This is a genomic window from Kitasatospora sp. NPDC093679 (assembly GCF_040683455.1).
In the GTDB taxonomy this organism is placed as follows: domain Bacteria; phylum Actinomycetota; class Actinomycetes; order Streptomycetales; family Streptomycetaceae; genus Kitasatospora; species Kitasatospora arboriphila.
The window spans coordinates 1-21,727 of the sequence record NZ_JBFBDW010000061.1 but is presented as its reverse complement, the minus strand read 5'-3'; the positions used below and the strand labels follow the sequence as shown (position 1 = coordinate 21,727).

The 21,727-nt window shown below is 68.7% G+C and carries 13 protein-coding genes; 7 read left to right on the top strand and 6 right to left on the bottom strand.

Annotated elements, in window-relative coordinates:
- Window positions 1–10: 10 nt before the first annotated feature.
- A complete protein-coding gene (locus AB0O09_RS33155; protein WP_363548367.1) occupies window positions 11–1,054 on the bottom strand; it encodes a hypothetical protein in 1,044 nt (347 codons plus the stop codon).
- Window positions 1,055–1,524: 470 nt separating this feature from the next.
- Between AB0O09_RS33155 and AB0O09_RS33150 the strand changes: the two genes are divergently transcribed.
- Window positions 1,525–1,848 (top strand): helix-turn-helix transcriptional regulator, encoded by a 324-nt coding sequence (locus AB0O09_RS33150; RefSeq protein WP_363548405.1) that lies wholly within the window; start codon window positions 1,525–1,527, stop codon window positions 1,846–1,848.
- A 481-nt stretch (window positions 1,849–2,329) separates the two neighbouring features.
- Here AB0O09_RS33150 and AB0O09_RS33145 read toward each other — a convergent pair whose 3' ends face one another.
- The 4 genes from AB0O09_RS33145 to AB0O09_RS33130 are packed head-to-tail and all read right to left on the bottom strand — an operon-like array spanning window position 2,330 to window position 10,563.
- Complete coding sequence (locus AB0O09_RS33145) at window positions 2,330–5,590, bottom strand: type I restriction endonuclease subunit R (RefSeq protein ID WP_363548365.1); 3,261 nt, start codon at window positions 5,588–5,590, stop codon at window positions 2,330–2,332.
- Window positions 5,587–6,780: a restriction endonuclease subunit S gene (locus tag AB0O09_RS33140; protein WP_363548363.1), complete on the bottom strand. Its 1,194-nt coding sequence runs from the start codon at window positions 6,778–6,780 to the stop codon at window positions 5,587–5,589. Before AB0O09_RS33140 ends, AB0O09_RS33145 begins: the two co-directional genes overlap by 4 nt.
- Complete coding sequence (locus AB0O09_RS33135) at window positions 6,773–8,395, bottom strand: class I SAM-dependent DNA methyltransferase (protein ID WP_363548361.1); 1,623 nt, start codon at window positions 8,393–8,395, stop codon at window positions 6,773–6,775. The genes AB0O09_RS33140 and AB0O09_RS33135 overlap by 8 nt, the downstream gene beginning before the upstream one ends.
- 17 nt (window positions 8,396–8,412) lie before the next feature.
- Window positions 8,413–10,563, bottom strand: coding sequence for a hypothetical protein (locus AB0O09_RS33130; protein WP_363548359.1), 2,151 nt, complete (start codon window positions 10,561–10,563; stop codon window positions 8,413–8,415).
- A 393-nt stretch (window positions 10,564–10,956) separates the two neighbouring features.
- On the opposite strand from AB0O09_RS33130, the gene AB0O09_RS33125 reads away from it, so the two are divergent.
- From AB0O09_RS33125 to AB0O09_RS33105, 5 genes are all read left to right on the top strand, one after another.
- Window positions 10,957–13,380, top strand: a complete 2,424-nt coding sequence (locus AB0O09_RS33125) for an AAA family ATPase (RefSeq protein ID WP_363548357.1) — start codon at window positions 10,957–10,959, stop codon at window positions 13,378–13,380.
- Window positions 13,377–13,751, top strand: coding sequence for a hypothetical protein (locus AB0O09_RS33120; RefSeq protein WP_363548355.1), 375 nt, complete (start codon window positions 13,377–13,379; stop codon window positions 13,749–13,751). The genes AB0O09_RS33125 and AB0O09_RS33120 overlap by 4 nt, the downstream gene beginning before the upstream one ends.
- A gap of 93 nt (window positions 13,752–13,844) precedes the next feature.
- A complete protein-coding gene (locus AB0O09_RS33115) occupies window positions 13,845–14,135 on the top strand; it encodes a hypothetical protein (protein WP_363548353.1) in 291 nt (96 codons plus the stop codon).
- Window positions 14,136–14,285: 150 nt separating this feature from the next.
- Window positions 14,286–15,299 (top strand): EcsC family protein, encoded by a 1,014-nt coding sequence (locus AB0O09_RS33110; RefSeq protein WP_363548351.1) that lies wholly within the window; start codon window positions 14,286–14,288, stop codon window positions 15,297–15,299.
- 345 nt (window positions 15,300–15,644) lie between these two features.
- Entirely contained in the window at window positions 15,645–19,052 is a 3,408-nt protein-coding gene (locus tag AB0O09_RS33105; RefSeq protein WP_363548349.1) for an ATP-dependent DNA helicase, read from the top strand.
- Window positions 19,053–19,195: 143 nt separating this feature from the next.
- Here AB0O09_RS33105 and AB0O09_RS33100 read toward each other — a convergent pair whose 3' ends face one another.
- A complete protein-coding gene (locus AB0O09_RS33100; protein ID WP_363548347.1) occupies window positions 19,196–19,510 on the bottom strand; it encodes a hypothetical protein in 315 nt (104 codons plus the stop codon).
- A 606-nt stretch (window positions 19,511–20,116) separates the two neighbouring features.
- Between AB0O09_RS33100 and AB0O09_RS33095 the strand changes: the two genes are divergently transcribed.
- On the top strand, window positions 20,117–21,619 hold the full coding sequence (locus AB0O09_RS33095; protein WP_363548403.1) for a glycosyltransferase family 39 protein: 1,503 nt from the start codon (window positions 20,117–20,119) through the stop codon (window positions 21,617–21,619).
- Window positions 21,620–21,727: the final 108 nt, after the last annotated feature.

Below are 21,727 nucleotides of genomic sequence, written 5' to 3'. Positions count from 1 at the left end.
GACCCAGCTCTCAGTTGTTCATGGACTCCTTTCGCAGCGGCGCGGAGGCACCCAGCTGTTGGATCAGCCGATGGGTGTCGAGCCAGGCGCCACGGTCCATCGCCGCGATGGTGGCCAGTGACCATAGAGGGACGAGGAGTTCGGCCTTCAGGGGGGCCTCGCTCCTCTTCGCGCGAGCGCTCACGGCAGACAACACAGCCACCAGCCCGGTCACGTGGTCATGGACCGCGGAGGCCTCGTCGGGATTCATGTGCCACGCCTCACCCATGCCGAGATGTGCCGACAGCAGCTTCTCGACGTCCACGTCGGAGCCCGGGCGGGGGCCGGACTCCCCTTCCCTGCGGGGGCCGGGGATGGTCGACTCGTTCTGGTCCGAACCGCCAGGGGTGTCGGCTTCGGGGCCCGGAAGGCATGAAGATCCGGCGGCGCTGGTCGGCTTGCCTGTCTGAGACTGCTCGGCGGTGGCGTGCTGCCCCAGACCAGCCTCCGCGGTGGGCCCCTTGTGCGCTGTCGTGCTACCAGAGTCAGTCGAGTCCTGCTCGTACCACCGGACGAGACCGTCGGGCTCCTCGATGAGAAAACCTGTCGCGACCATCAGATCAAGGAGCCGATCGACTGCCTTCTCGTGACCGCGGGTTCGTACCTGGCGAAGGAACTTCAGCCTGAGCGCGACCCGGGGTGCGGATCCTTGCTCGAGACGCTCCCGTGCAGATCGCACGAACCACAGGTTCTGCCAGTCCGCGCGCAGAGCACTCAGCCCCTCCGTACGGCCGATCGCCCAGGCGCGGGTGATCTCCTGAGCGCTCCGCGACGGTTGGTAGATGCCCCGGGCGGAGATCTTCGAGACCAAGCCGCAGTCGGCCAGGAACTTCATAGAGATCCCGATCCGCCATGGACCGAGGTCAGTCGCCTCGTCCAGCGCGCTGACATGGAACTGCTCGGTGAACCTTCCTGCCGTGGAGATCAGGTCGCAATACGTCGAGGCCGGCACGCGGGGGTGAGGCAGCGGTTTCGCCGGCTCGGCGTGTACCGAGCGGTGGCCGTTGCTGGCCAAGGTTTCCTCCAGGTGCCGTGCGAGAGTTGGCGCGTGCGCAGCGTAGAACACGGGCGACGGCTGGCGCAGGCGAACTATGGATCTTGTATAGAAGTAACGCCTTTGCCAGCGGACGGAGTTGAACGTCAGGCTGGCAGTCCAGGAGCAGGTGACGGACCCTTAGCTGTCACGTGACTCCAACAACTTGATCGACGCCAGCGCTGGCGGTGAGCTTGACGCGCCATCCGCGGACGCGTGTGGGTGCACCGCTTGAGGTGGCCACCCAGAGCGAGGTGCGGCGCGGGCGCTCACGAAGGTCGCCGAAGATTCCCCTCTCTCTATTCACTCTCACTAGGGTGCTATATCAGTAGCATGGGTTAGGTGGGTCCGCATTCCGAGCGCCCTTCCGTCACACTTGTTTGGTGCCTGGAGGAACGAGACGTGCGCAGAGGCCGAACACATACGTGGTCGGCGGCGAATGGCCGAACGCCATGATGGAGCCGCACCGTGGAGCCCTCGTCGCTCAGGCCATCGCTCGAAGACTCGCGCAGGCGATGGCTGACCAAGGACTGAGCGCCAATGCTCTCGCCCGCAGGAGCGGGGTCAATCGACAGGTGATCGCCAACGTTCTGAACGGCACAGTCTGGGCTGACACACTGACCGTGATCGACCTGGAAGGAGCCCTCGGCGTGATGCTGTGGCCCGATCACGTGCAGTGGCGCATCCCTGCCCCTGGCGAGGCCCCAGAGGGTTACAGCGACGAGGCGGAGGGGGCGTCCGCTGAAGGCTCGAGCGCACCGCATGACGCGGGGTAGGTGACGTCGCCAGGTCTCTACTTACGGCTGGACGGGGCGGGAGCGCCTCGTGGGGCCCGGCTCAGCATGCCCGCCTGGCGAACTCAAGGCGAGCACCGGGACCTGTGTCCGTGGCAGGTCATCATGCCAGCGTTGTCTGGCACTCTTCGCACCGCCTGCCGCGCAGTGTTTCCCTCCATCGCAATCGCCGGGGCGCTGCCGCTCAACCTGTCCAGAGCCTGACCAGAGGTGTGGGGATCCAGCCCCTGTGTGGTGCAGTCACCAGATCCTCGGTCAGGTGGGTGCGGGCTCCGGCAGGTGTTCGCACTGCGTCGGGAGATCAGAATCGTGTCCGCAGGAAAGCGTCACCACGCCTGCCGGGGCGAGGCTGAGGCGGGCTGCCGACACCGGTCGAAAGAATTCTCGACCGGCTTAGGAAGGACCGCCGACCACCTCGTACGACGACCTGGGCCGACGCGGACGTGGCCGACGGTTCACATCCTCAGCTGTCCCTGTCCCCGTTGGTGGACCACTCGTTGGCGAAGTGCTCCATCTGCTTCAGGACCAGGTCGATGGCCTCCGGGGACTCCTCCGGCGGGTATTTGCGGCGGGCCAGGAGGCGCTTGATGGCGCTGCGGAGACGGGCGCGGACCGGCTCGCGGGCGATCCAGTCCGGCTTGAGCTTGCTGCGGACCTCGGCGACCAGTTCGCGGGCGATGGAGGCCAGGACCTCGTCACCCATGACCGAGCGTGCCGTGCCATGGTCGGCGACCGCGTCGTAGAAGGCGAGCTCGCGCCAGTCCAGCGGCGGCTCGAACTTCTCGCCACGGCGGGCGTCCTCCATGACCTCCTTGGCCATCTCCACGAGCTTGGCGATGAGCTCCGCGCTCGTGCACTGCTGCCGCATGTACCGGACCATGAGGTCCTGCAGCCGCTCCGAGAACGTGGTCCGGCGGACGATGTTGTGCCGGGTGACCTCGCGCATCTTCCGCTCGATGAGCCGCCGCAGGGCCTCCGCCGCCAGATGCGGGGTCTCGCTGCTCTGGAGCTTCGCGACGAGCGCGTCGTTGAGGTGCGTCAGGTCGGCGGTCTCCAGGCCGGCCTCGGCGAGGAGGTCCGTCACCCCGCTGGTCTCGACGACCGAGGAGGTGAGCTGCGCCAGGTACAGCTCGACGTCACGGGCGACAGGGAGGCCGCGGGCCTCGCGGTTCATCGCGTCGATCTTCGCCATGTAGGCGCGGACCTCGACGAAGAACTGGATGTCCCGCCGCCAGGTCGGGTGGTCCGGGAAGCGTTCGCCGATGTCCGTGGAGCTTCCGCAGAGCGCGTAGAAGCGCTCCAGGCGGTGGGAGTGCTCGCGGTAGCGCCGGCCGAGCGTCTGCCGGGGGTCGTCGAGCTTCTCGGGGTTGTTGCCCGGGGTGGCCGGGTCGAGCAGGTGATTCGCAGCCCGGAGCGCGGCGTCGATGAATGCCGTCTTGGAGGGGATGTCCAGCCGGGCCCGCCAGTCGAGGCCGCGCAGGATGTCGTTGAGGATGTCGTACTCGTTGCGCAGCTCGTCCAGCGCCCGGTCGAGGTCCTGGCCGAGCGTGCGGTCCTGCTGGTCGGCGTCCGTGTACTCGGCGATCGCCCGCTGGAGGTTCTCGGTGAGCGGCGCGTACCCGACAAGGAGGCCGTCCTCCTTGCCCCGGAAGCGGCGGTTGACTCGGGCCAGGGCCTGCATCAGGCCGGCGCCCTTGAGCGGCCGGTCCAGGTACATGGTGTGGACGGGCGGCGCGTCGAAGCCGGTCAGCAGCATGTTGTTGACAATGAGGAGCTGGAGCTCGTCCTCCGGGTCCTTGGCCCGGTTGATGACGGCCTTGCGGCGGCTGTCGCTCAGGGCGTGGGCGAGGAGCCGGTCGGAGTCCTTGCGCGTGTTCGACGAGAACACGATCTTCATCGCGCCCTTGTCGATCTCGTCGCTGTGCCACTCGGGCCGCAGCTCGCGCAAGGCGTCGTACACGCTGACGCAGATCTCGCGGGTGGCGCACACGATCATCGTCTTGCCGGGCGCGCCGCCCGTCTCGGAGACGCCGACGAACGGCTGCATGGCCGTACGGCGCGTCTCCCAGTGCTGTACAAGGTCGGCGGCGAGGTCCCGGATGCGGGCGGGCGCGCCGTACATCGCGTTCATCGTGGCAACGGCCTGCTCGACCCGGCGGCGCTCAACGTCGTCGAGCCCCTCGGTGATCCGGTCGGCCTCCTCGTCGATGGTCGTCGGGTCGACGTCCCGGTCCATGACGAGCTGGATGACCCGGCTCTCGTGGAAAACCTTGACCGTCGCGCCGTCGTCGGCGGCCCGCTTGAGGTCGTACACGTCGATGTAGTCGCCGAACACCTCTCGGGTGTTGCGGTCGGCCTCGGAGATCGGCGTACCGGTGAAGGCGAGGAGGGTGGCGGACGGGAGCGCGTCGCGCAGGTGGCGGGCGTAGCCGTCAAGGTTGTCGTAGTGGCTACGGTGCGCCTCGTCGACGACGACGACGATGTTGCGGCGGTCGGAGAGGAGCGGATGGTCCGCGCCGGACTCCTTCTCCTCCTTGGTACGCCCGAACTTTTGCAGCGTCGTGAAGAGGATGCCGCCCACGCGCTTGGCCACGAGCTCCTCGCGCAGCTCGGCCCGGGTGAGGACCTGCTTCGGCGCCTCCGGAAGGATCTCGCTCTCCAGGAACGTCGAGTACAGCTGGTCGTCGAGGTCCGTGCGGTCCGTGATGACGACGACGGTCGGGTTCAAGAGAGCCGGGTCCTTCATCACCATGGTGGCGGTGAGGACCATCTCCTCCGACTTGCCTGAGCCCTGCGTATGCCAGACGACGCCGGCCTTCCCGTCGCTCGCGGCGGCCACGCGTACGGCCTCGACGGCGCGGGTGACGGCGTAGTACTGGTGCGGCTTCGCGACCCGCTTCATCCGCTTCGACGGTACGAAGTTGATGAAGGACTTGACGAGGGTGAGGAACCGGTCCTGGGTGAACAGCCCGTGCAGGGCCAGGTTCTGGCCCGAGTCCCATATGCCCTCGGCGGAGAACAGGTCGACGCGCTCGCCGAGCTCGTCCGTGTTCCACGGCGCGAAGTGCTCGTACGGGGTGAAAGGCGTGCCGTACTTGGCGGTGATCCCGTCCGAGACGAGGACAACGGTGTTGTACCGGAACGCGGTCGGGAACTCCTCTACATAGCGGGTGACCTGGGTGTGCGCGTCCTGGAGCGTCGCGTCCTCGTCGCCGGCGCGCTTCAGCTCCAGAACGGCGAGCGGCAGACCGTTGACGTACAGCACGACGTCGAAGCGGCGGCGCTTTTCGCCGTCGATGACGGTCACCTGGTTGAGCACGCGGTACACGTTCCCGTCCGGGTCGTCGAGGTCGACGACCCGGACGGTGGGGTTGTGCTCTGCCCCGAAGGCATCGGTGTACGTGACGGACCGGATGCCGGCGGTCAGGAAGCCGTGCGCGGTCCGGTTCTCCTCGTACGTGTCCTGGGAGGTCGGCGTCGCGGCGACACCGACGGCGTCCCGGACAGCATCCGGGGGCAGCTCCGGGTTGAGCCGCTCGATCGCGTCCCGGAGGTCCGGGTAAAGGATCAGGTCGTCCCACGACTTCCGGTGGCCCGAGCCGACCGCGAACTCATTGCCGGGGCTGGGCTCCCAGGCGAGCTCGGCCAGCTCATCGAGGGCGAGGAGCTCCCAGTCGGACTCGCGGGGACGGTGGTTCTGTCTGTCGTCGGGGATGCCGGTCATACGTGGTCCTCGACAATCTTCTCAGCGTCCTTGACCCGGAGGCGGCCGGACATGAGCTGGGGGAGGAGGGTGTCGCGGAGGGTGGCGAGGGCCTGGGACTCCTGTCGTGCCAGCGCCGCTCTGCGGGCCAGGCTCCGGATCTGCTGTCCCGTGTCACCGAACTGACGAGGGTCGACAACCTCCGTCGCCATGACCTCAGCGGGGCGGACTCGCTGGTGGCTCTTGGACGTGCCGGTCACCTTTGATGCCAGCTCGTCCAGGAAACTCCGCTGGCTGGTGACTGCCCACAACTCATGTGTGGTCAGGGGACCCCTAGGCACCAGGACCAGGAACTCGGTTGATGCCAGCGACGGGACGTCCGGGCTCGGCTCGACATTCCATACCCGAGGGATATCCGGGTTCAGCTTCGACAGCAGGACTGCCGACTCGGATACCGTGAACTTGCTGCTCTTGATCGATTCCGGGGATACCCGATCGGGAAGCTTGCTGGCGTCGAATGCCGGAAGGCTGTAATGATCGACGGCGTCGTCCGTAAGTTCCTGCGGCACCATCTGCACCTTCCGGAGTGTGCAGATCTCATCGAGACGGATACTTTCTCGCCGGGACTCGCCAGACGCGAGAGTGATCGAGAGAGACTCGGCTGTGGTGGCGATGCGCTCGTTGATAGAGATCTTGTCGTCCAGTGCTCCGAGGATGCGCGCGATCGACTTCTGCTGGCTCCGATCGGGAATGGTGATGCACAGCGATCGAATGTCCGCCATATTCAGATAGTCAGCCATATCCGTCTGGCTCTTGCGGTGCCCCGCCTGACTCCAGAACTCGGCCCCCTTGAACCAGTAGTAGAGAAAGCGGCGATCCAGCGCGCCCGACTCGCTGACGCGGAAGTAGCAGACCTGGGGGCTGTAGACGAACGGAGGGGAATCATCAGGAATGACCGCGACGCGGCCAACCGTACCCTTGGTGGTGAGAACGATGTCACCGGGCTGGGACACCTTCGCACCCATGGCGCCCCGATACGAGTCGCTCACATAGTCGGAGAATTCCGGCCGGATGGATCCGTTATGCACCTCTGCGACCCGCAGGATCGGAAGCCCTGGCTGGCCGTGCTCGGACTTCTTCGTGCGATAGCCATCGCCGAAGGAAAGTGCTCCCTGCTGCATGAGCTGCGCAATCGTCAACGTCTCAGGCATCGACCCTCCCGAGCTGCTCCCGAACCGTCTTCTCCAGCTCTGCTGACTTCTCGAACAGGCCGAACAGCTCCTCCGTCAGCGTGGCAATCCGTTCTGCCACATCCTCCGCGTCCTCTTCCTCCGCCTCGACGGCACCCACATACCGCCCCGGCGTCAGCACATACCCGTGCTCCCGCACCGTCTCCAGGCTCGCCGAGAAGCAGAAGCCCGGTACGTTCTCGTACGTCAGCCCCTCGGTCTTCGCTGACTCCGTGCCCCGCCACGCGTGGTAGACGCTCGCGATCTTCGCGAGGTCCGCACTGGTGAACGCACGCTCCGTGCGGTCGACCATCTCGCCCATCTCGCGGGCGTCGATGAACAGGATCTCCCCGCGCCGGTCCGCCAGGCCCTTCGCCCCCTGCGGCGACTTGTCCTTCGCCAGGAACCACAGACACGCCGGGATCTGCGTCGTACGGAACAGCTGGGACGGCAGCGCCACCATGCACGCCACCAGGTCCGCCTCCACCATTGATTGGCGGATCTCGCCTTCGCCGCTCGACTGGGAGCTCATCGAGCCGTTCGCCAGGACGATGCCAGCCGTACCGCGCTCGCCCAGCTTCGAGACCATGTGCTGGAGCCACGCGTAGTTGGCGTTGTTCTTCGGGGGGACGCCGTACCTCCACCGCGGGTCGCCCTCGTCCCTGTCCCAGTCCTTGAAGTTGAACGGAGGGTTGGCCATGACGAAGTCGGCCCGAAGATCGGGGTGCTTGTCGTCGGTGAAGGTATCGCCCCAACGGGGGCCGAGGTTGCCGTCGATGCCATGAATGGCGAGGTTCATCTTGGCCAGACGCCAGGTACGCTCGATATTTTCCTGGCCGTAGACGGAGATGTCCGCCTTGTGGCCGCGGCCCCGGTGGGCCTCGATGAACTTGGCTGCTTGTACGAACATGCCGCCTGAGCCACACGCCGGGTCGTACACCCGGCCCTCGTACGGCTCCAGGATCTCGACGATCAACTGGACAACGGATCGGGGTGTGTAGAACTCTCCAGCCCGCTTGCCCTCCGCGCGCGCGAAGTTGCCAAGGAAGTACTCGTACACCTCGCCGAGCACGTCCTGCGCGGGCCTGTCCTCACCGCCGCCGAAGCGCGCGTCGCTGATGAGGTCGACGAGCTCACCCAGACGCTTCTGGTCAATGTTGTCGCGGTTGAAGATCTTCGGGAGGACGCCGGTCAGGGCGGCGTTCTCACGCATGACCGCATCCATAGCCTCGTCGAGGAGCTTGCCCACTCCCTGGCTCTTCGCGTTAGCCGCGATCCACGACCAGCGGGCCGTCTCCGGGACCCAGAAGACGTGGGCACCGGTGTACTCGTCGCGGTCCTCCAGGAAGTCCCCGATCTGATCCTCGGAGATGCCGTCCTCAGCGAGCTCCTTGGCCAGTTCGTTGCGGCGCTCCTCGAAGGCGTCGGAGACGTACTTCAGGAAGATCAGGCCAAGGACGAACTCCTTGTACTGCGCAGCGTCGATGGAGCCGCGCAGCTTGTCGGCGGCCTTCCAGAGGATCGCCTGGATCTCCTTGGGCGTGGAGGCGCTGAACAGCTCCTCCTGCTCGGTGGGCTTCTTCTTGCGCGGGGGCATGGGGTGGGTCGTCTCCTTCAGCCGGCGATTTCGGGAAGTTCGGGCAGGTTCTGGATCGTCAAGGTGCCGTCGGCCATGCCAGCGGCGGTGATGCGGGCCAGGTCATCGAGGGCCTCGGACTGCTGCCGCAGCAGCTCCGCGCGGCGCTCGATCTCGGCGAGCACGGCCTCGTACCGCTCCAGCTCCTCGCGCCCAAGATCGGGAACGCTCAGGTCCTCGATGCCGTACGAGGCCCGTACGGCTCCGCTGGTGCGGCCGCGGTCGGAAGCGGCGGCCCGCAGCAGCGCTGCCAGGACCCGAGGGCGTACCGGGGGGTCGGCGTCGGGATGGGCGCGCAGGACGCGGGCGGGGGCGACGACGACCGACAGGCCCTCGGTGTCGACGTGGACGCCGAAGCGTGGGCTGGTGGTGACGACGAGGTCGCCGGGCTCGGTGAACTGGACGTGTTCGTACGCCGTGAGGACCAGGCCCCGGTCGATGCGGCGGCTGCCGAACCGTGAGGTGCCAAGGATCTCCTCCGGCCCGATCACCGCATAGTGGCCATCGGTCGAGAGGTGCTCGGGGGCGATGCGGTGACCGGGGCGGCGGCGCAGACGGCGGTCCTTGAGGAGCCGGCCGACCGTCGTACGGCGGACCGGCTGGTCTTCGGAGCGGAGTACGGCCCCGGTCTTCAGCGGGCCGTCGCCGGTAACCCGACGCGTGGCCCGCTCGTCAAGTTCGGCGAGGTGTCGTTCCGCGTCGGCGATGCGGGCAGGGCGTTCCATGACGGCCCGTGTGTGCCGGGCCTCGGGCGAGCGGTGCTCGGGAGTGAAGGGGGAGCCCGGCCTGTCGTCGAGGTCCCTCGCCGGTACGACGGCCGCGTGGCGGAGCCGGTGGCGGCGATCCCCGCGCCATTCAGAGGCTCGCCAGATGGCGATGTCCTCGGCGAGCGTGTCGAAGACCAGCTCGGTGAGCGGCTGGGCGGAGTAGTCAGCGAGGAGGACGAGGCCCGTGCGCTCCTCCTCAGGGGTGCGGGACAGAAGCCAGACAGCAGTGCGGTAGCCGGGGCGGTAGGCGAAGGCCCCGTCGGGGAGGCTGATCGCCGCCTTGAGGAGGCCTTCGTCGAGGAAGGAGCGGCGCAGGCGGTCCGCGTCGCCGTGCCGGGGCAGGGGTCGGACCAGCCCGTCGGCCGGGCCGAGGATGACCGCCGTCGAGCCGTCGCCGAGGTAGTCGGTGAGGTCCTGGACCCGTTCCAGGACCTGGCGTGCGCTGCGGGTCTCGCCCGCCTCGTACGGAAGAGCGCAGACCAGTACGTCGGGGTCGCCCCAGTCCTCCGCGGAGAGCTCCTCGCCCTCGGTGACATCGAGCGAGAACTCGTACACGCCCCGGACGAGCATCCGGCGGCGGACGAGACGGGCGAGCGTCGGGTCAGGCTCGGCCGCGAGGTAGGTGTGGCCAGCGTCCTCCGGCGCGGCTGCGTGCAGGGCAGCGAGCAGGTCGCCGCTGCGGGCGTACGGAGTGGCGAGGACGGACTCGTCGGGCAGGGTGTCGACGCCGGCCAGGGCCGCGAGGGCGCGAGCCACCGCCGGGGTGGGTTCGTCAGCCGCCAGGTCGTGGAAGCCGAGGCGGCGGCGGGCCTCCAGGACCCAGTCGAAGGCTTCGGCGGGGGTGTAGGCGGCCTCGGTCAGCTCGTCGGCGAGCGCGCCCAGGGCCGGGCCCAGGCGGTCCGGGTCGGGGACGGCCTGCAGCTCGGAGAGGAGGAAGGCGTCCTCCGCGTCGAGGCTCGCGGCCTGGTCGAGGAGGTCGTTCCAGACCTGCCCCCCGACCGGTGCGTCGCGCTGCTGGCGCAGGCAGATCAGGGCCGTCAGCGCGCCCACCAGGACGGGGGCGGAGAGGCCGAAGGACCGCCAGGCGGCAAGGGTGTGCAGAGCCGCCTCGGCCCGCAGCCGCCGGGGCTCGGCGTTGCCGCGGTGGGTCCGGATCAGCCAGTCCACGACCTCCCGGACGTCGAAGAGGGGGCTGCCACCCTCGCGGGTCACTGGTGCGGGGAAGTCGGGGTGGCGCCGGCTCCAAGTGGTGGGGACGGGCCGCTTCACCTGCGCGAGGGCGGCGATCTCGGCGTATCCGATACGCCAGGACAGCAGACCGGGCAGGATGGGAGAGCCGTCGACCAGCGCCGGACTACTCATCGGTCCCCCTCTCCTGGGCTTTCGTGGGCGTTCACGGATTTCCGCGGATTCGTGTCCGCCGCGACAGCTTCGGTGAGCGGACGGCAGAAGCCTACCGTCAATCGCCGTTAGATCGATGATCTGCCTGATAACCCCCCTTATCAGACTGATAGTGCTCAGCGATTTGCACGACTGACAAGCTCCCTCCCCGAAGCGGAGCTCGCCATGACCCGCATACCCCCGCCAGCCAGGTACCGACTGAAGGCCATCAACTCGCTTCGAAAGAAGGAAAGTTGATAACCCTAGTTATCAACTTCTTGAAGGCTTTATGGCCTGCCTCCTCCCTATCGTCTCCTCCTGTCAGAAAGCGGCATCGACACCGCCGAACGCCGCCACACCATGCAGGAGGCCCTCGTGACCGAGAAGGAACAGCACCAGCAGACCGCGCTCCCCCTCGCCGACACGGTGGCGAAGCGCCTGGCCGAGTCGGCCCTCCCCGGACCCGTCAAAGCCCTTCTGCGTGAAGCACTCGACAGCGACGCCGCCGGCACCGCCGCTTCGTCGGCTCCCTCCGGGCGCGTCTACCTCGATTCCCTCGCCGTCAACGGCTTCCGCGGTATCGGCCCCCGCGCCAGGCTGAGCCTGAGCCCCCGCCCCGGCGTCAACCTCGTCGTGGGCCGCAACGGCTCCGGCAAGTCCAGCCTCGCCGACGCCATCGAGGTCGGCTTCACCGGCACCCGGGCCCACCGGGCGGGTCAGGATGCCACGCGCGGCGGCCACTGGTCCAACCTCCACAACGCCGACAGCCCCAAGATCGAGCTCAAGCTCGCGATCGAGGGCGACACCGGCAACAGCACCCTCACCCGCACCTGGACGAGCGAGGAGTTCGGCAGCTCCGAGGGCACCTTCAAGCGCCCCGGTCACGGAACCGTCCCCCTGGCCGAAGCCGGCTGGGACACGGCCCTCGCCGACCACCGGCCTTTCCTCTCGTACACCGACCTCGACCTCATGCTCACCGGCAAGCCGTCCGAGCGGTACGACGCAATCGCCGCCATCCTCGGCATGGACCTGCTCTCCACCGCGACCAACAGGCTGAGCGCGCGGGAGAAGGCCCTCGCCACCACTGCGAAGGAGACGAGGGACGCCCTGCCCGGCCTGAAGGAGGCCCTCTACTCGCTGGAGGACGACGACCGCGCCGTACAGGCCCTGCTCGCCGTGGACACCCCGGGAGCCCTGGACCTCGACACCATCGACGCGCTCGTCGCCGGTCTCCCCCCGGCCGACGACAGCCGACTCGCCGAGCTCCAGATCGAGTCCGGGGCGCAGGGGCCCGACCTGGCGGAGGTCGGGGAGGCCGTCCAGCAGCTGCGGATCGCCCTTGCCGACGTGGAAGACCTCCACGGCTCCGACGCCGAGAACGCCCGGCTGCGCGCCGACCTGCTGGAGAAGGCCCTCGCCCACGCCGACCGGCATCCCGACGACGACGTCTGCCCGGCGTGCGGAACGGAACGGGTCCTCGGACGGGAGTGGCACGACCGCGCCTCTCGGCAGGTGGCGGAGTTGCGCCGTGAGGCGAAGACCGCCGAAGACGCGCGGGACGCCGTACGGACAGGTGAGCGGAACCTCCAGAACCTCATCGAGAACCCCAAGCGGATCCCCGTGGCTCTGGCCGGCCCGTGGAAGGTGTGGACCGACTGCCGGCAGATCACCGACCCCGTCGAGCTCGCCAGGAGCGCCGAGGAGGCCGCCGCGGTCCTCACTGACGCCTGCGACACCGTAAGGAGGCATGCGGCCCGCGAGCTGGAGGAGCGCGACGAGCGGTGGCGTGCGCTCGTCATCCGGCTCGCCACCTGGGCGGACAAGGCGCGCGAGACCGAGCGGAACAAGCCTCTGCTGGGCAACATCCGCAAGGCGGTCAAGTGGCTCAAGGACCTCTCCACCGAGCTGCGGGAGCAGCGCATGGAGCGCTTCACCGACGCCACCCAGGGCATCTGGGAGCGCCTGCGGCAGGAGAGCAACGTCGACCTCACGGCGGTGAGCCTGAAGGGCAGCGAGAAGGCGAACGTCCGCAAGCTCGTCATGGCGGCCTCCGTCGACGGCCAGGACGCCCCGGCGCTCGACGTCATGAGCCAGGGGGAGCTGCACTCCCTCGCGCTCTCCCTCTTCCTGCCGAGGGCCACGACCGCGGACAGCCCGTTCGGCTTCCTTGTCATCGACGACCCCGTGCAGTCCATGGACCCGACCAAGGTGCACGGACTCGCCCAGGTGCTGCACGAGATCGGCAGGCACCGGCAGATCATCGTCTTCACGCACGACCCCCGCCTGCAGAAGGCGTTCACCGACCAGGAGCTGCCTGTCACGGTCTTCCAGGTGACACGAGGCGAGAGGTCCCGGGTGAAGGTCGACCGCGTCGACGACCCGGTCGCCCAGGCCATCGGCGACGCCCGGGCCATCGCCGCCACCCCGGGCCTCCCCTCCGAGACGTACAGCCACGTGCTCCCCGGCCTGTGCCGTATCGCCCTGGAGAACGCCTTCCTGGAGGCCGCGTGGATCCGCCACCACCGCACCGGCGGATCGGAGCACGACCTCCAGGCCGCGATCGACAGTGCGGAGAGGTTCCAGGAGGTCGCGGCCTTCGCCCTCTTCGGCGACGTGAAGCGTGGTAACGACGTCAAGGAGGAGGTGCGCCGCCGCTACGGAAGCCCGGCCTGCTTCCTGATCCAGCAGTGCCAGAAGGGAGCCCATCCCGACGGTACCTGGATCCCCGCCCCCCACCGCTTCGTCACGGACGTCGAGAACCTGGCACAGAAGATCCGCAAGCCGGAGGTGACCGCATGACCACCGCTTCCCCTGCTTCCGTCCAAGGTCTGCTGCTTACTGCCGACCGCCTCCTCGACGGCGAACTCGCGGGCGCCACCAACGCTGGCCGGCACCGCGGCGCCTGTCTCGCGCTGCGGACCGCGCTGGAGCTCTGCGTCGACCAGGTACTGGAAGCCACGACGCCCGGTCTGTCCCGCACCACGGGGCGCGCCAAGCTGCTCCTCCTGCACTCCGTCGCGCCGACGAAAACGGCGCGACGGGCAAAGGCCCTCTGGTCCCGGCTGAGTCTGGGGTGCCACTACCACCTGTACGAGCTCGGGCCCACGTACGACCAGGTACGGGCCTGGCGGACCGAGGCCGGCAACCTCGTCCGAGAACTGGCCCACTGACTGCCCGCCATCATCCGGTTTCTGGTAGTTGTTTCAGCGGGGTACGGGCACATGCCCGCGGCGGTGTCCCCCGGCACCGCAGGGAGGACGCACATGAGCACCACCACTCGGGACGAGATCCTTATTGGCGAACAGCGGGCAGTGGACCACGCGTACGACTGCGACCCCATGAAACTCGCCGAACTGATCAGCGGTCTGACGGCCGCCGCATCCGCGAGCGGCAAGGACGTCATCGCCGATCAGGCCGAGGCGGAGGCCCGCTCCGAGGCGTACGGAGGGCTCGACGACAAGAGCCCTCATCTGTCCTGGCCGACGGTGTACGGACACCTCAACGAACCCCAGGACCTGCCCTTGCCTCAAGAGAACCAGGATCACGAAGCCTGACTACTGCCTGGCGGCAGAGGCGAATTACCACCCGCAGGTGGCCGGTGCCGTCGATGTCGGACACCTTCCCCGCACTGCTGCGGCTTCACCCACGTGTCGATCGGCAAGACATCGTGGACCCAGTGATCACAGTCGAAATGGAGAACCCCAATGAGCACTTACGCCGACCCACTGGTCGACGGTGCAACCCCGATGACCGCGTACGAGGGGCAGGTATGGGACACGCTCAATGAGCACTGGCAGCGCCGTAACAACCGCCGTGGTCTGCCGAACTGGGCAAGCGCCGCGCTCGGTCGTACCGGTGAGGTCGCGGGAAACGCCGTGAGGCGAGTCAAGGACGCTGTGCCGGAGGCGGTCGCGGAACCGATCCGTCGCGCAGGCGACGCGGTCGCCGACACGGCCGTGCGGCCGGCGATCGCAGGCGCGGCAGCATTGCTCGAGCTGGTCAACGACTGGGCCATGGATCTCAACAACCCGAAGAGCGTTGAGGAACTCGCCCGCAAGCACGGCTTCGAAATCGACAGTTTCTATGAACTGCGGCAGCAGGACCTCCAAGTCTGCGACCGGCTGCTGACCCGCAACACCCTCAAGTGGCGGACCGCCGGTGCATTCGAAGGCGGAGCCATGGGTCTGCTGGCCATGGTCCCCGTAGCCGGCATCCCCGCCGCGATGACCGCCGACATCCTCGTCATCCAGGTTCTGAGCACGTCGATAGCAGCGCGCATCGCATACTCCTACGGTTATGACGCCAAGGACCCCAAGGAACAGGACTTCATTGAACGCCTTGTACAGCGGTCCTTCATGACCCAGGCGGCCAAAGCAAAGCCGTTGCGTGACGTCGCACGGGCAGCGGACGCGGTCAAGGGGCGCGTGAACTGGTCACAAAAGCTCCGCCAGGACCACCGCCTCCTGGCCGCCCTTGAGAAGTTGATGCAGCAACTGGGCCCGGCCGGCTCCAGGGTACCCGTCAAGAACGTCGCCAAGGTCGTGCCATTCGTGGGCGTCCTCGTCGGTGCCGGCATGAATTCGGCGGTCCTCGGAAGCGTGGCCGCCGACGCCCAGCGGTACTGCCAGACCCGGTTCCTGTGCGACAAGTACGGGCTGCCGCTGCCGGCGGCACTGGCGACCGACCGGGACGACGACCCCCAGGCCAGCACCACGTAAGTGATGGCCGCCGGCCCATGCCCCCGGCGGGTCGTCTGCGGAGTCGGCTGCGCCCCCTCGCCGCCGCGACCGGTGTGCATGATGGAGCTGTCCTCCAAGGCCACCGCGTCCTACCGGCATCGGCGGGGGCGACCGGCAGCCCGACGCCGTGGTGGTCGGGCATCGCTCAGCTGCATCCCAGGTAGGGGCGAGGTGAATTGCCGGCCAGTCAGGTCGGTGTTGAGCACTGCCCGCCACCGATTAATCCAATGACTATTCGTCATCATCTGGTTTGCAATAGCTATTTCAGCGAGGTGCGGGCACATGCCCGCGGCGGTGTCCCCCGGCACCGCAGGGAGGACGCACATGAGCACCACCACTCGGGACGAAATCCTCGCCGGCGAACAGCGGGCGGTGGACCACGCGTACGACTGCTACACCACGAAACTGGCAGAACTGGGCGGCACTTCGGCCGCCACCGCCTCGGCGAGCGGCAAGGACGGAATCGCCAACCGGGCCGAGGCGGAGGCTCGCGCAAAGGCCTACGGAGGGCTCGGCGACGAAGCCCTGGTCTTTGCCCGCGTCGATGCGCCGGAAGACCCGGGAGGAGAACCCCGTCCCTGGTATATCGGGCGCCGCGGCGTGCACGACGCGGAGTACGAGCCGGTGGTCCTGCTGTGGACCAGTCCGCTGGCGAAGAAGTGGATCGAGACCCGGCCCGAGAACCCGGGCGAGGTGGTCCTGCGCCGACAGCTCCGCTGCGTACAGCGGATCGTCGAGAGCTACTTCGACGAGATCTCCCTGCCGACGCCCGTTCCCGCGCCCTCGGCCGAACACGAGCCCGCCACCATACCGAAGCCCCGGCAGGCCGCCGACGACAGCGCGACGAAGGAGAAGGACACACCCCCCGCACCGGGGCACACGTCGGCCTCCAGCCCCGGCGATGTCGTACGACGCCAGTTGCGGAAGGGGCTCCAGCCGGACGACTTCCTGCTTCGGGAGCTCCAGCGGTCGCGCGGCGGCCGGATGCGGGACATCGTCGAGACCATCCGCCGCGACCAGATGGAGCTGGTCACCGGCTCCCCGTCGGACATCCTCGTCGTGCAGGGCGGCCCTGGTACCGGCAAGTCGGCGGTCGGTCTCCACCGGGTGACCTGGCTCGTCAACAACGAGCACTTCAAGGCCCAGGACATCCTCGTCATCGGCCCCCACCAACGGTTCCTCGACTACGTCGGACAGGTCCTCCCAACCCTCGGCACCCGGAACGTCAACGCCGTCCAGCTGGACCGGCTGTGGGAGGGCGAGATTCTCGGTGCCGATTCGCCGAAGGCGCGTCTCGTGAAGTCGGACGAGCGCATGGCGGCCGTCCTACGGCGTCGCATCGAGAACGACTACCGACCTGAGGCTCTCGATGCACTCACCGTCGATCCCTCTTTCGAGGGCGATGAGCCCGCGATCGTCGTCACCGCCGGCAGTACGACCCTCCGCGTGCCGAAGTCCGAGGTCCTCGCCCTCCTCGACCGAGCCCACGCCGGCGACGGGCCCTTCCGGGAGCGGCGCGACCGCTTCCGCGGCCTCTTCGTCGACCGGCTTCTCCAGGAGCTCGCCGACATCGCCCCGCGCCGCGGGCAGGCCGGCACGATCCGCCGCGACCTGGAGCGCAACCGCCGGGTCGAGCGCCTCGTCGAACGCGTCTGGCCGTCCCCCGGCCCCCGGGAGGCCCTGCGCAGCCTCTACGACTCGGCCGACCTTCTGCGGGACTGCGCCGACGGCCTCCTCGACGAGGACGAGCAGGCGGCCCTGCTGCGAGCCCGCGCCGCCAGCGCCGACGCCGATCCGTGGACCCTCGACGACCATGTCTGCCTCGAAGAGCTCCGCGTCCTGATCAGCGGCGACACCCCACCGCGATACGGCCACATCGTCGTCGACGAGGCCCAGGACCTCACCCCCATGCAGGCCCGCTCCCTGCGGCGGCGCTGTGCTGTGGGCGGCTCCATGACCGTCCTGGGCGACCTCGCGCAGGCGACTGGCGCCCACATCCCGACAAGCTGGGACCTGCTCGGCGCGCTCCTCTCCGACCACGGCGACTGGAGGGTGGCTCAGCTCACCACGAGCTACCGTGTCCCCGCCGAGATCATGGAGTTCGTCGCCCCTCTCGCACGGACGATCGCGCCAGCCCTGCCGTACCCGCAGGCCGTCCGCGAGGCGGGAGCGGACGCCGTACGAACCGTGGCGACCGAGCCGTGGAAGCTGCTCGACGACACCGTCGTCCATGTGGCCCGGCTCATGGACACCAGTGATGGCAGCGCCCCCCGCTCCGTGGCCGTCATCGTTCCCGACGACTCGGACTGGCTGGACGCCATCAGCCGCAGGATCGCCGAGAACGGTGACATCGGTGAGCGGAACGGCGAGGCTGTCTCCGTGCTGGCCGCGGCGCAGGTCAAAGGCATGGAGTACGACCACGTCCTGGTTGTCGAGCCCGCCACGATCGCCGACCGCGGCCCCGCCGGGCTGCGCCAGTTGTACGTGGCCCTCACCCGCAGCACCCAGAGTCTGACCGTTCTGCACACCGCCCCGCTGCCGGAGGTGCTCACCGGTTCCGGGGACGCCCAGGCACCGACGGTGCCCGATGCCCAGCCGGAGGGCGCCGAGGTCGGAAGGCTTCCCCGGATCGGTACCGATGTCCGGGTCGAGGTCGTGGACCGGGCCCCGGGCGGTCGCTACAAGGTCAAGCCGTTGTCACCGGTGATCGACCGACCGCTCGTCCTCACCGTCCGCCATGGATCGGTTCCCCCGCTGCGGGGGGAGAAGCTGGACTGCTGGGTGTTTGCCAACGAGACAACCCAGACGGTGCTCACCGCCGACCAGCGCGGTCGGTCGCCCGTTTCGGAGCGGATGGCAGGGCGCTACCTCGCGGCACTGGATGTTCTCGGAGACTTGGCCGAGAGCGACGGCGACGTTCCTGACGCCCGCAGCCGTCTCTCCGAACTCCAGGGCATGGCCAACCGCATCCTCCGGCGAGACCAGGCCGACTGGGTCGACGTGCTTCACCTGTTCGGCGACCCGGGCAGAGAGCGACTCGGAGTTCTTCGCGACCTCGCCGCGGCGACCAACCGCGCGCTCAAGGAGGGCACTTTCGACGTGGGCCGGCTCGCGGAGGGGTTGGCAGCTTCCGGCTGGGCGGGACCTCTTGCTGTAGCGCGGCGAGAACTCCAGGAGCGCTTCTGCACGACGCCGAACTCCGACGGCGCGGTCCCCGACGCCCCGACGCAACCCGACCAGAAGGAAGAAGTGCAGATGACCACCGCGGACACCATCGCCGCAACACCGGCTGCGACCACGAAGGACGGTTTCCTCCGTGCACTGGAAGCGGCTGCTGGGGCCGACCGTACGTGCAAGAAGCACGAGGCGGTCCGCCACGCGCTGAAGGCATCACTTCTCTGGGCGGACCTCCAGCCGGCCGACTCCTCGGTCGTCGACGTCAGCTGCGTCACCAAGCATGGTCTGTTCCTCTACGAGGCCCTGGGGGCAGGCTGCTCCACCTATGCGGACCTGCGATCGGGCGCGACCCGCCTGCTCGAGATCAACCACACGCTGCCCGCGCCGGCCGACGGTCTCTACCTCGTTCTCTCCGAACCGCCCGTCGAGGATTGGTCTGTGGACACGATTCGTGACGTCTTCCGCGTCAATGTCATCTGGCGCAGCCCGGCCGGCTGGGGTGGCGAGAACGCGGACACCGCCTTTGGCTCCTCCGGGGTGAGTAATCACCAGTAGCCGTCGTCCAGTTCGCTCCTGCGCCTGCTGGAGCAGACGAAGCAGGCGCAGGTAATACCACGTGGGTTGGGAGTGAAGTCGAGCAGTTCTGACGCCCCGATGAAGTGCCGGCCCCGGCAACCAGGGTCACAACTCGCAGGCGCTCAACAAAGAGAGATGGGCCCGCCGGGAATCCGCCCCTCGATGTATCCGGTGGCCAGCAGGGCGATGCCCTCAGGGTGGATCTCCCGCCTCCGTCTTCGCAGGTCTGCGACACCCCATCGAGAGTGCGTGGGGGATCTCTGCTCGATTGCCGCCCCCTCGGTGTCGCTGATGCGGACGATGAAGACACGTGCCGCCGTCACGCGGCCGAACTCCCAGTTGTCGCCGGCGCGCGACTGCCAGAATCCGTAGACGGAGCCGAGACGTGGATTCGACAATCCGAACTGCTCATCCAGGAGCCGGACAGCCGACTCCATGAACTGTGCTCCGCTCAGCATGCGGACTTGCGGGACGGTCCAGCCGCCGCAGCACCCGCCACACAGCAGGAGTCAGCGCTGGTCGTCCAGTAAAGGAGATACGCGCGGCGGTCGGAGCGGGGCCAGGGCACCCAAGGGGCAGCGTGGAGGGTCACATCTCAAGCCTCACGCGCTGCTATTTGAGTAGCGACTTCTGGGTCGTCGGATGGGCGAGCTGGCGCACCCAAAGGGATGGGCTGAGGCACTTCAGTCAGGCTCCGAGTGGCAGCCGATGAACGGCGTGAGGCCTGGCGTGACCTGCGCGAACCTGGAAAATCGTTGGGAAAAATGCCCTGGCGCGTTCGGCGGCCTCCCAGCGCATTCGCCCTGATCTGCGGCGATCCAATTTCCTGCAGATCCCACTGAGGCGGGGCCTGCCGACTGCCTGCGGTGGGGCGGGCGGTGTTCGGCCGACGGCAGACAGACTAGCGGATCCGGCGCTCGGAGATCGTGTGCGGTGGCAGGTGCCGAGGGCGGGAACTGGCTATTCTGGCCCGGCCGCTATGTCCGGGTTGGCAGCTGATGAGTAGATACGTACAGATAATCCGACAAGAGCTTTTCTGGTTGGTGCCTGGTCTGGTCGCCCTCGCCGTGGGCCTCGCCGGGATCGGTGTGCCCGAGCTGTGGCGCGACGAGGTGTCGAGTTGGAGCGCCGCCGGGCGGCCGCTGCGCGGACTGTTCGCGATGCTGGCCAACGTCGATGCCAGCAACGGCGCTTCGTACGTCCTGCTGCACGCCTGGACGGGTCTGTTCGGCGACTCACCCGCCGCCCTGCGGCTGCCGTCCGCCCTGGCGGTCGCCGGCGCCGCCTGCTTCACCGCGCTGATCGCCCGACGGATGTTCGCCTCGCCGGTCGCCGGACTCGCCGGCGGCCTGCTGCTGGCGACCGTGCCGCAGATCTCCCGCTACGCCCAGGAGGCCCGCGCCTACGCGGTGGTGGCCTGTGCGGTGGCCGCCGCGACCTGGCTGCTGCTGCGGGCGCTGGAGCGGCCGACCGCCGACCGCTGGGCCTGGTACGCGCTGGCGACCGGCGTGGCCGGGGTCTTCCACCTCGTCTCGCTGGCCTGCCTGGTCGGCCAGCTGCCGATGGTGGCGGCCGCCGCCCTGCGGCCGGACGCCCGCCGGGTGCTCCGGCAGTGGCCGCTCGCGGTGGCCGCCGGGGTGGCCCCCGTGCTGCCGGTGATGGCGCTCGGCCGGCTGCAGTCGGGCCGCCAGCTGTCCTGGTTGGCCGCGCCGACCGTCCGTGACCTGCGGTTCGTCTGGCAGGACCTGTTCGGCTCGCACCAGGTGCTGTACGCGTTCCTGGCCATGGCGCTGCCGGCCCTGCTGCTGCGCGGCTCCCGGCGCCCGGCCGCGCTGCTGCTGCTCGCGGCCTCGCTCCCGGTCGGCGCGGTGTGGGGGGTGTCGCGGCTCGGCAGCACCTCCTTCTTCCTGGCGCGCTACCTGCTCTTCACGGTGCCGCTCTGGGCGGCCCTCGCCGGGGGCGGGATCGGCGCCCTGGCCGCGCTGCTCGGCCGGCCCGTCCCCGTCCGCCGGGCGCCGGCCGCGGTGTCGGCCGCGGCGGCGGTGCTGCTGGTGGCCGCGGCGGCCGCCGTCCCGGCCTGGCTCGGCCTGGACCACCAGCGGGTGCTGCGGACGGCCGCCTCGCACACCGACACCGACTACCGCGGGGCGGCCCGGCTGGTGGCGGCCGGGTACGCACCGGGCGACGCACTGGTCGCGGTCGGCGGCGACCTGGACTGGATGATGGTCGGCCCGGCCGTCTCCTACTACCTGCCCGCCGGGGTCCGCCCCCGGCAGCTCTTCGTCCGGGAGAGCGCGGCGGCCGCCCACGACCTCTTCGCGGTCGAATGCCCGGTGCCCGTGACCTGCGTCGGTGACGAGAAGCGTGTCTGGGTCGTTACCATCGGCACGGGCGACGATCCGTACGAGCGACTCCCGGGCGAACAGGCCCGGGCCCTGCGGACGGCATTCGTCCCGGCCGAGGTCCGGCACGTCCCCGGGCTGACGGTGTCGCTCCTGGTCCGCCGCCCGGCGGCCGGTGCGGCACCCGCGCCGGGCCGTCCGTGACCCGCCGCCGACCCGAAAGGCTGTGCCGTGACTGCCCCTGAGGAGACCACCTTCGCCGATCTCGGCAGGGTGCTGGTGATCATCCCGACCTACAACGAGGCCGAGAAC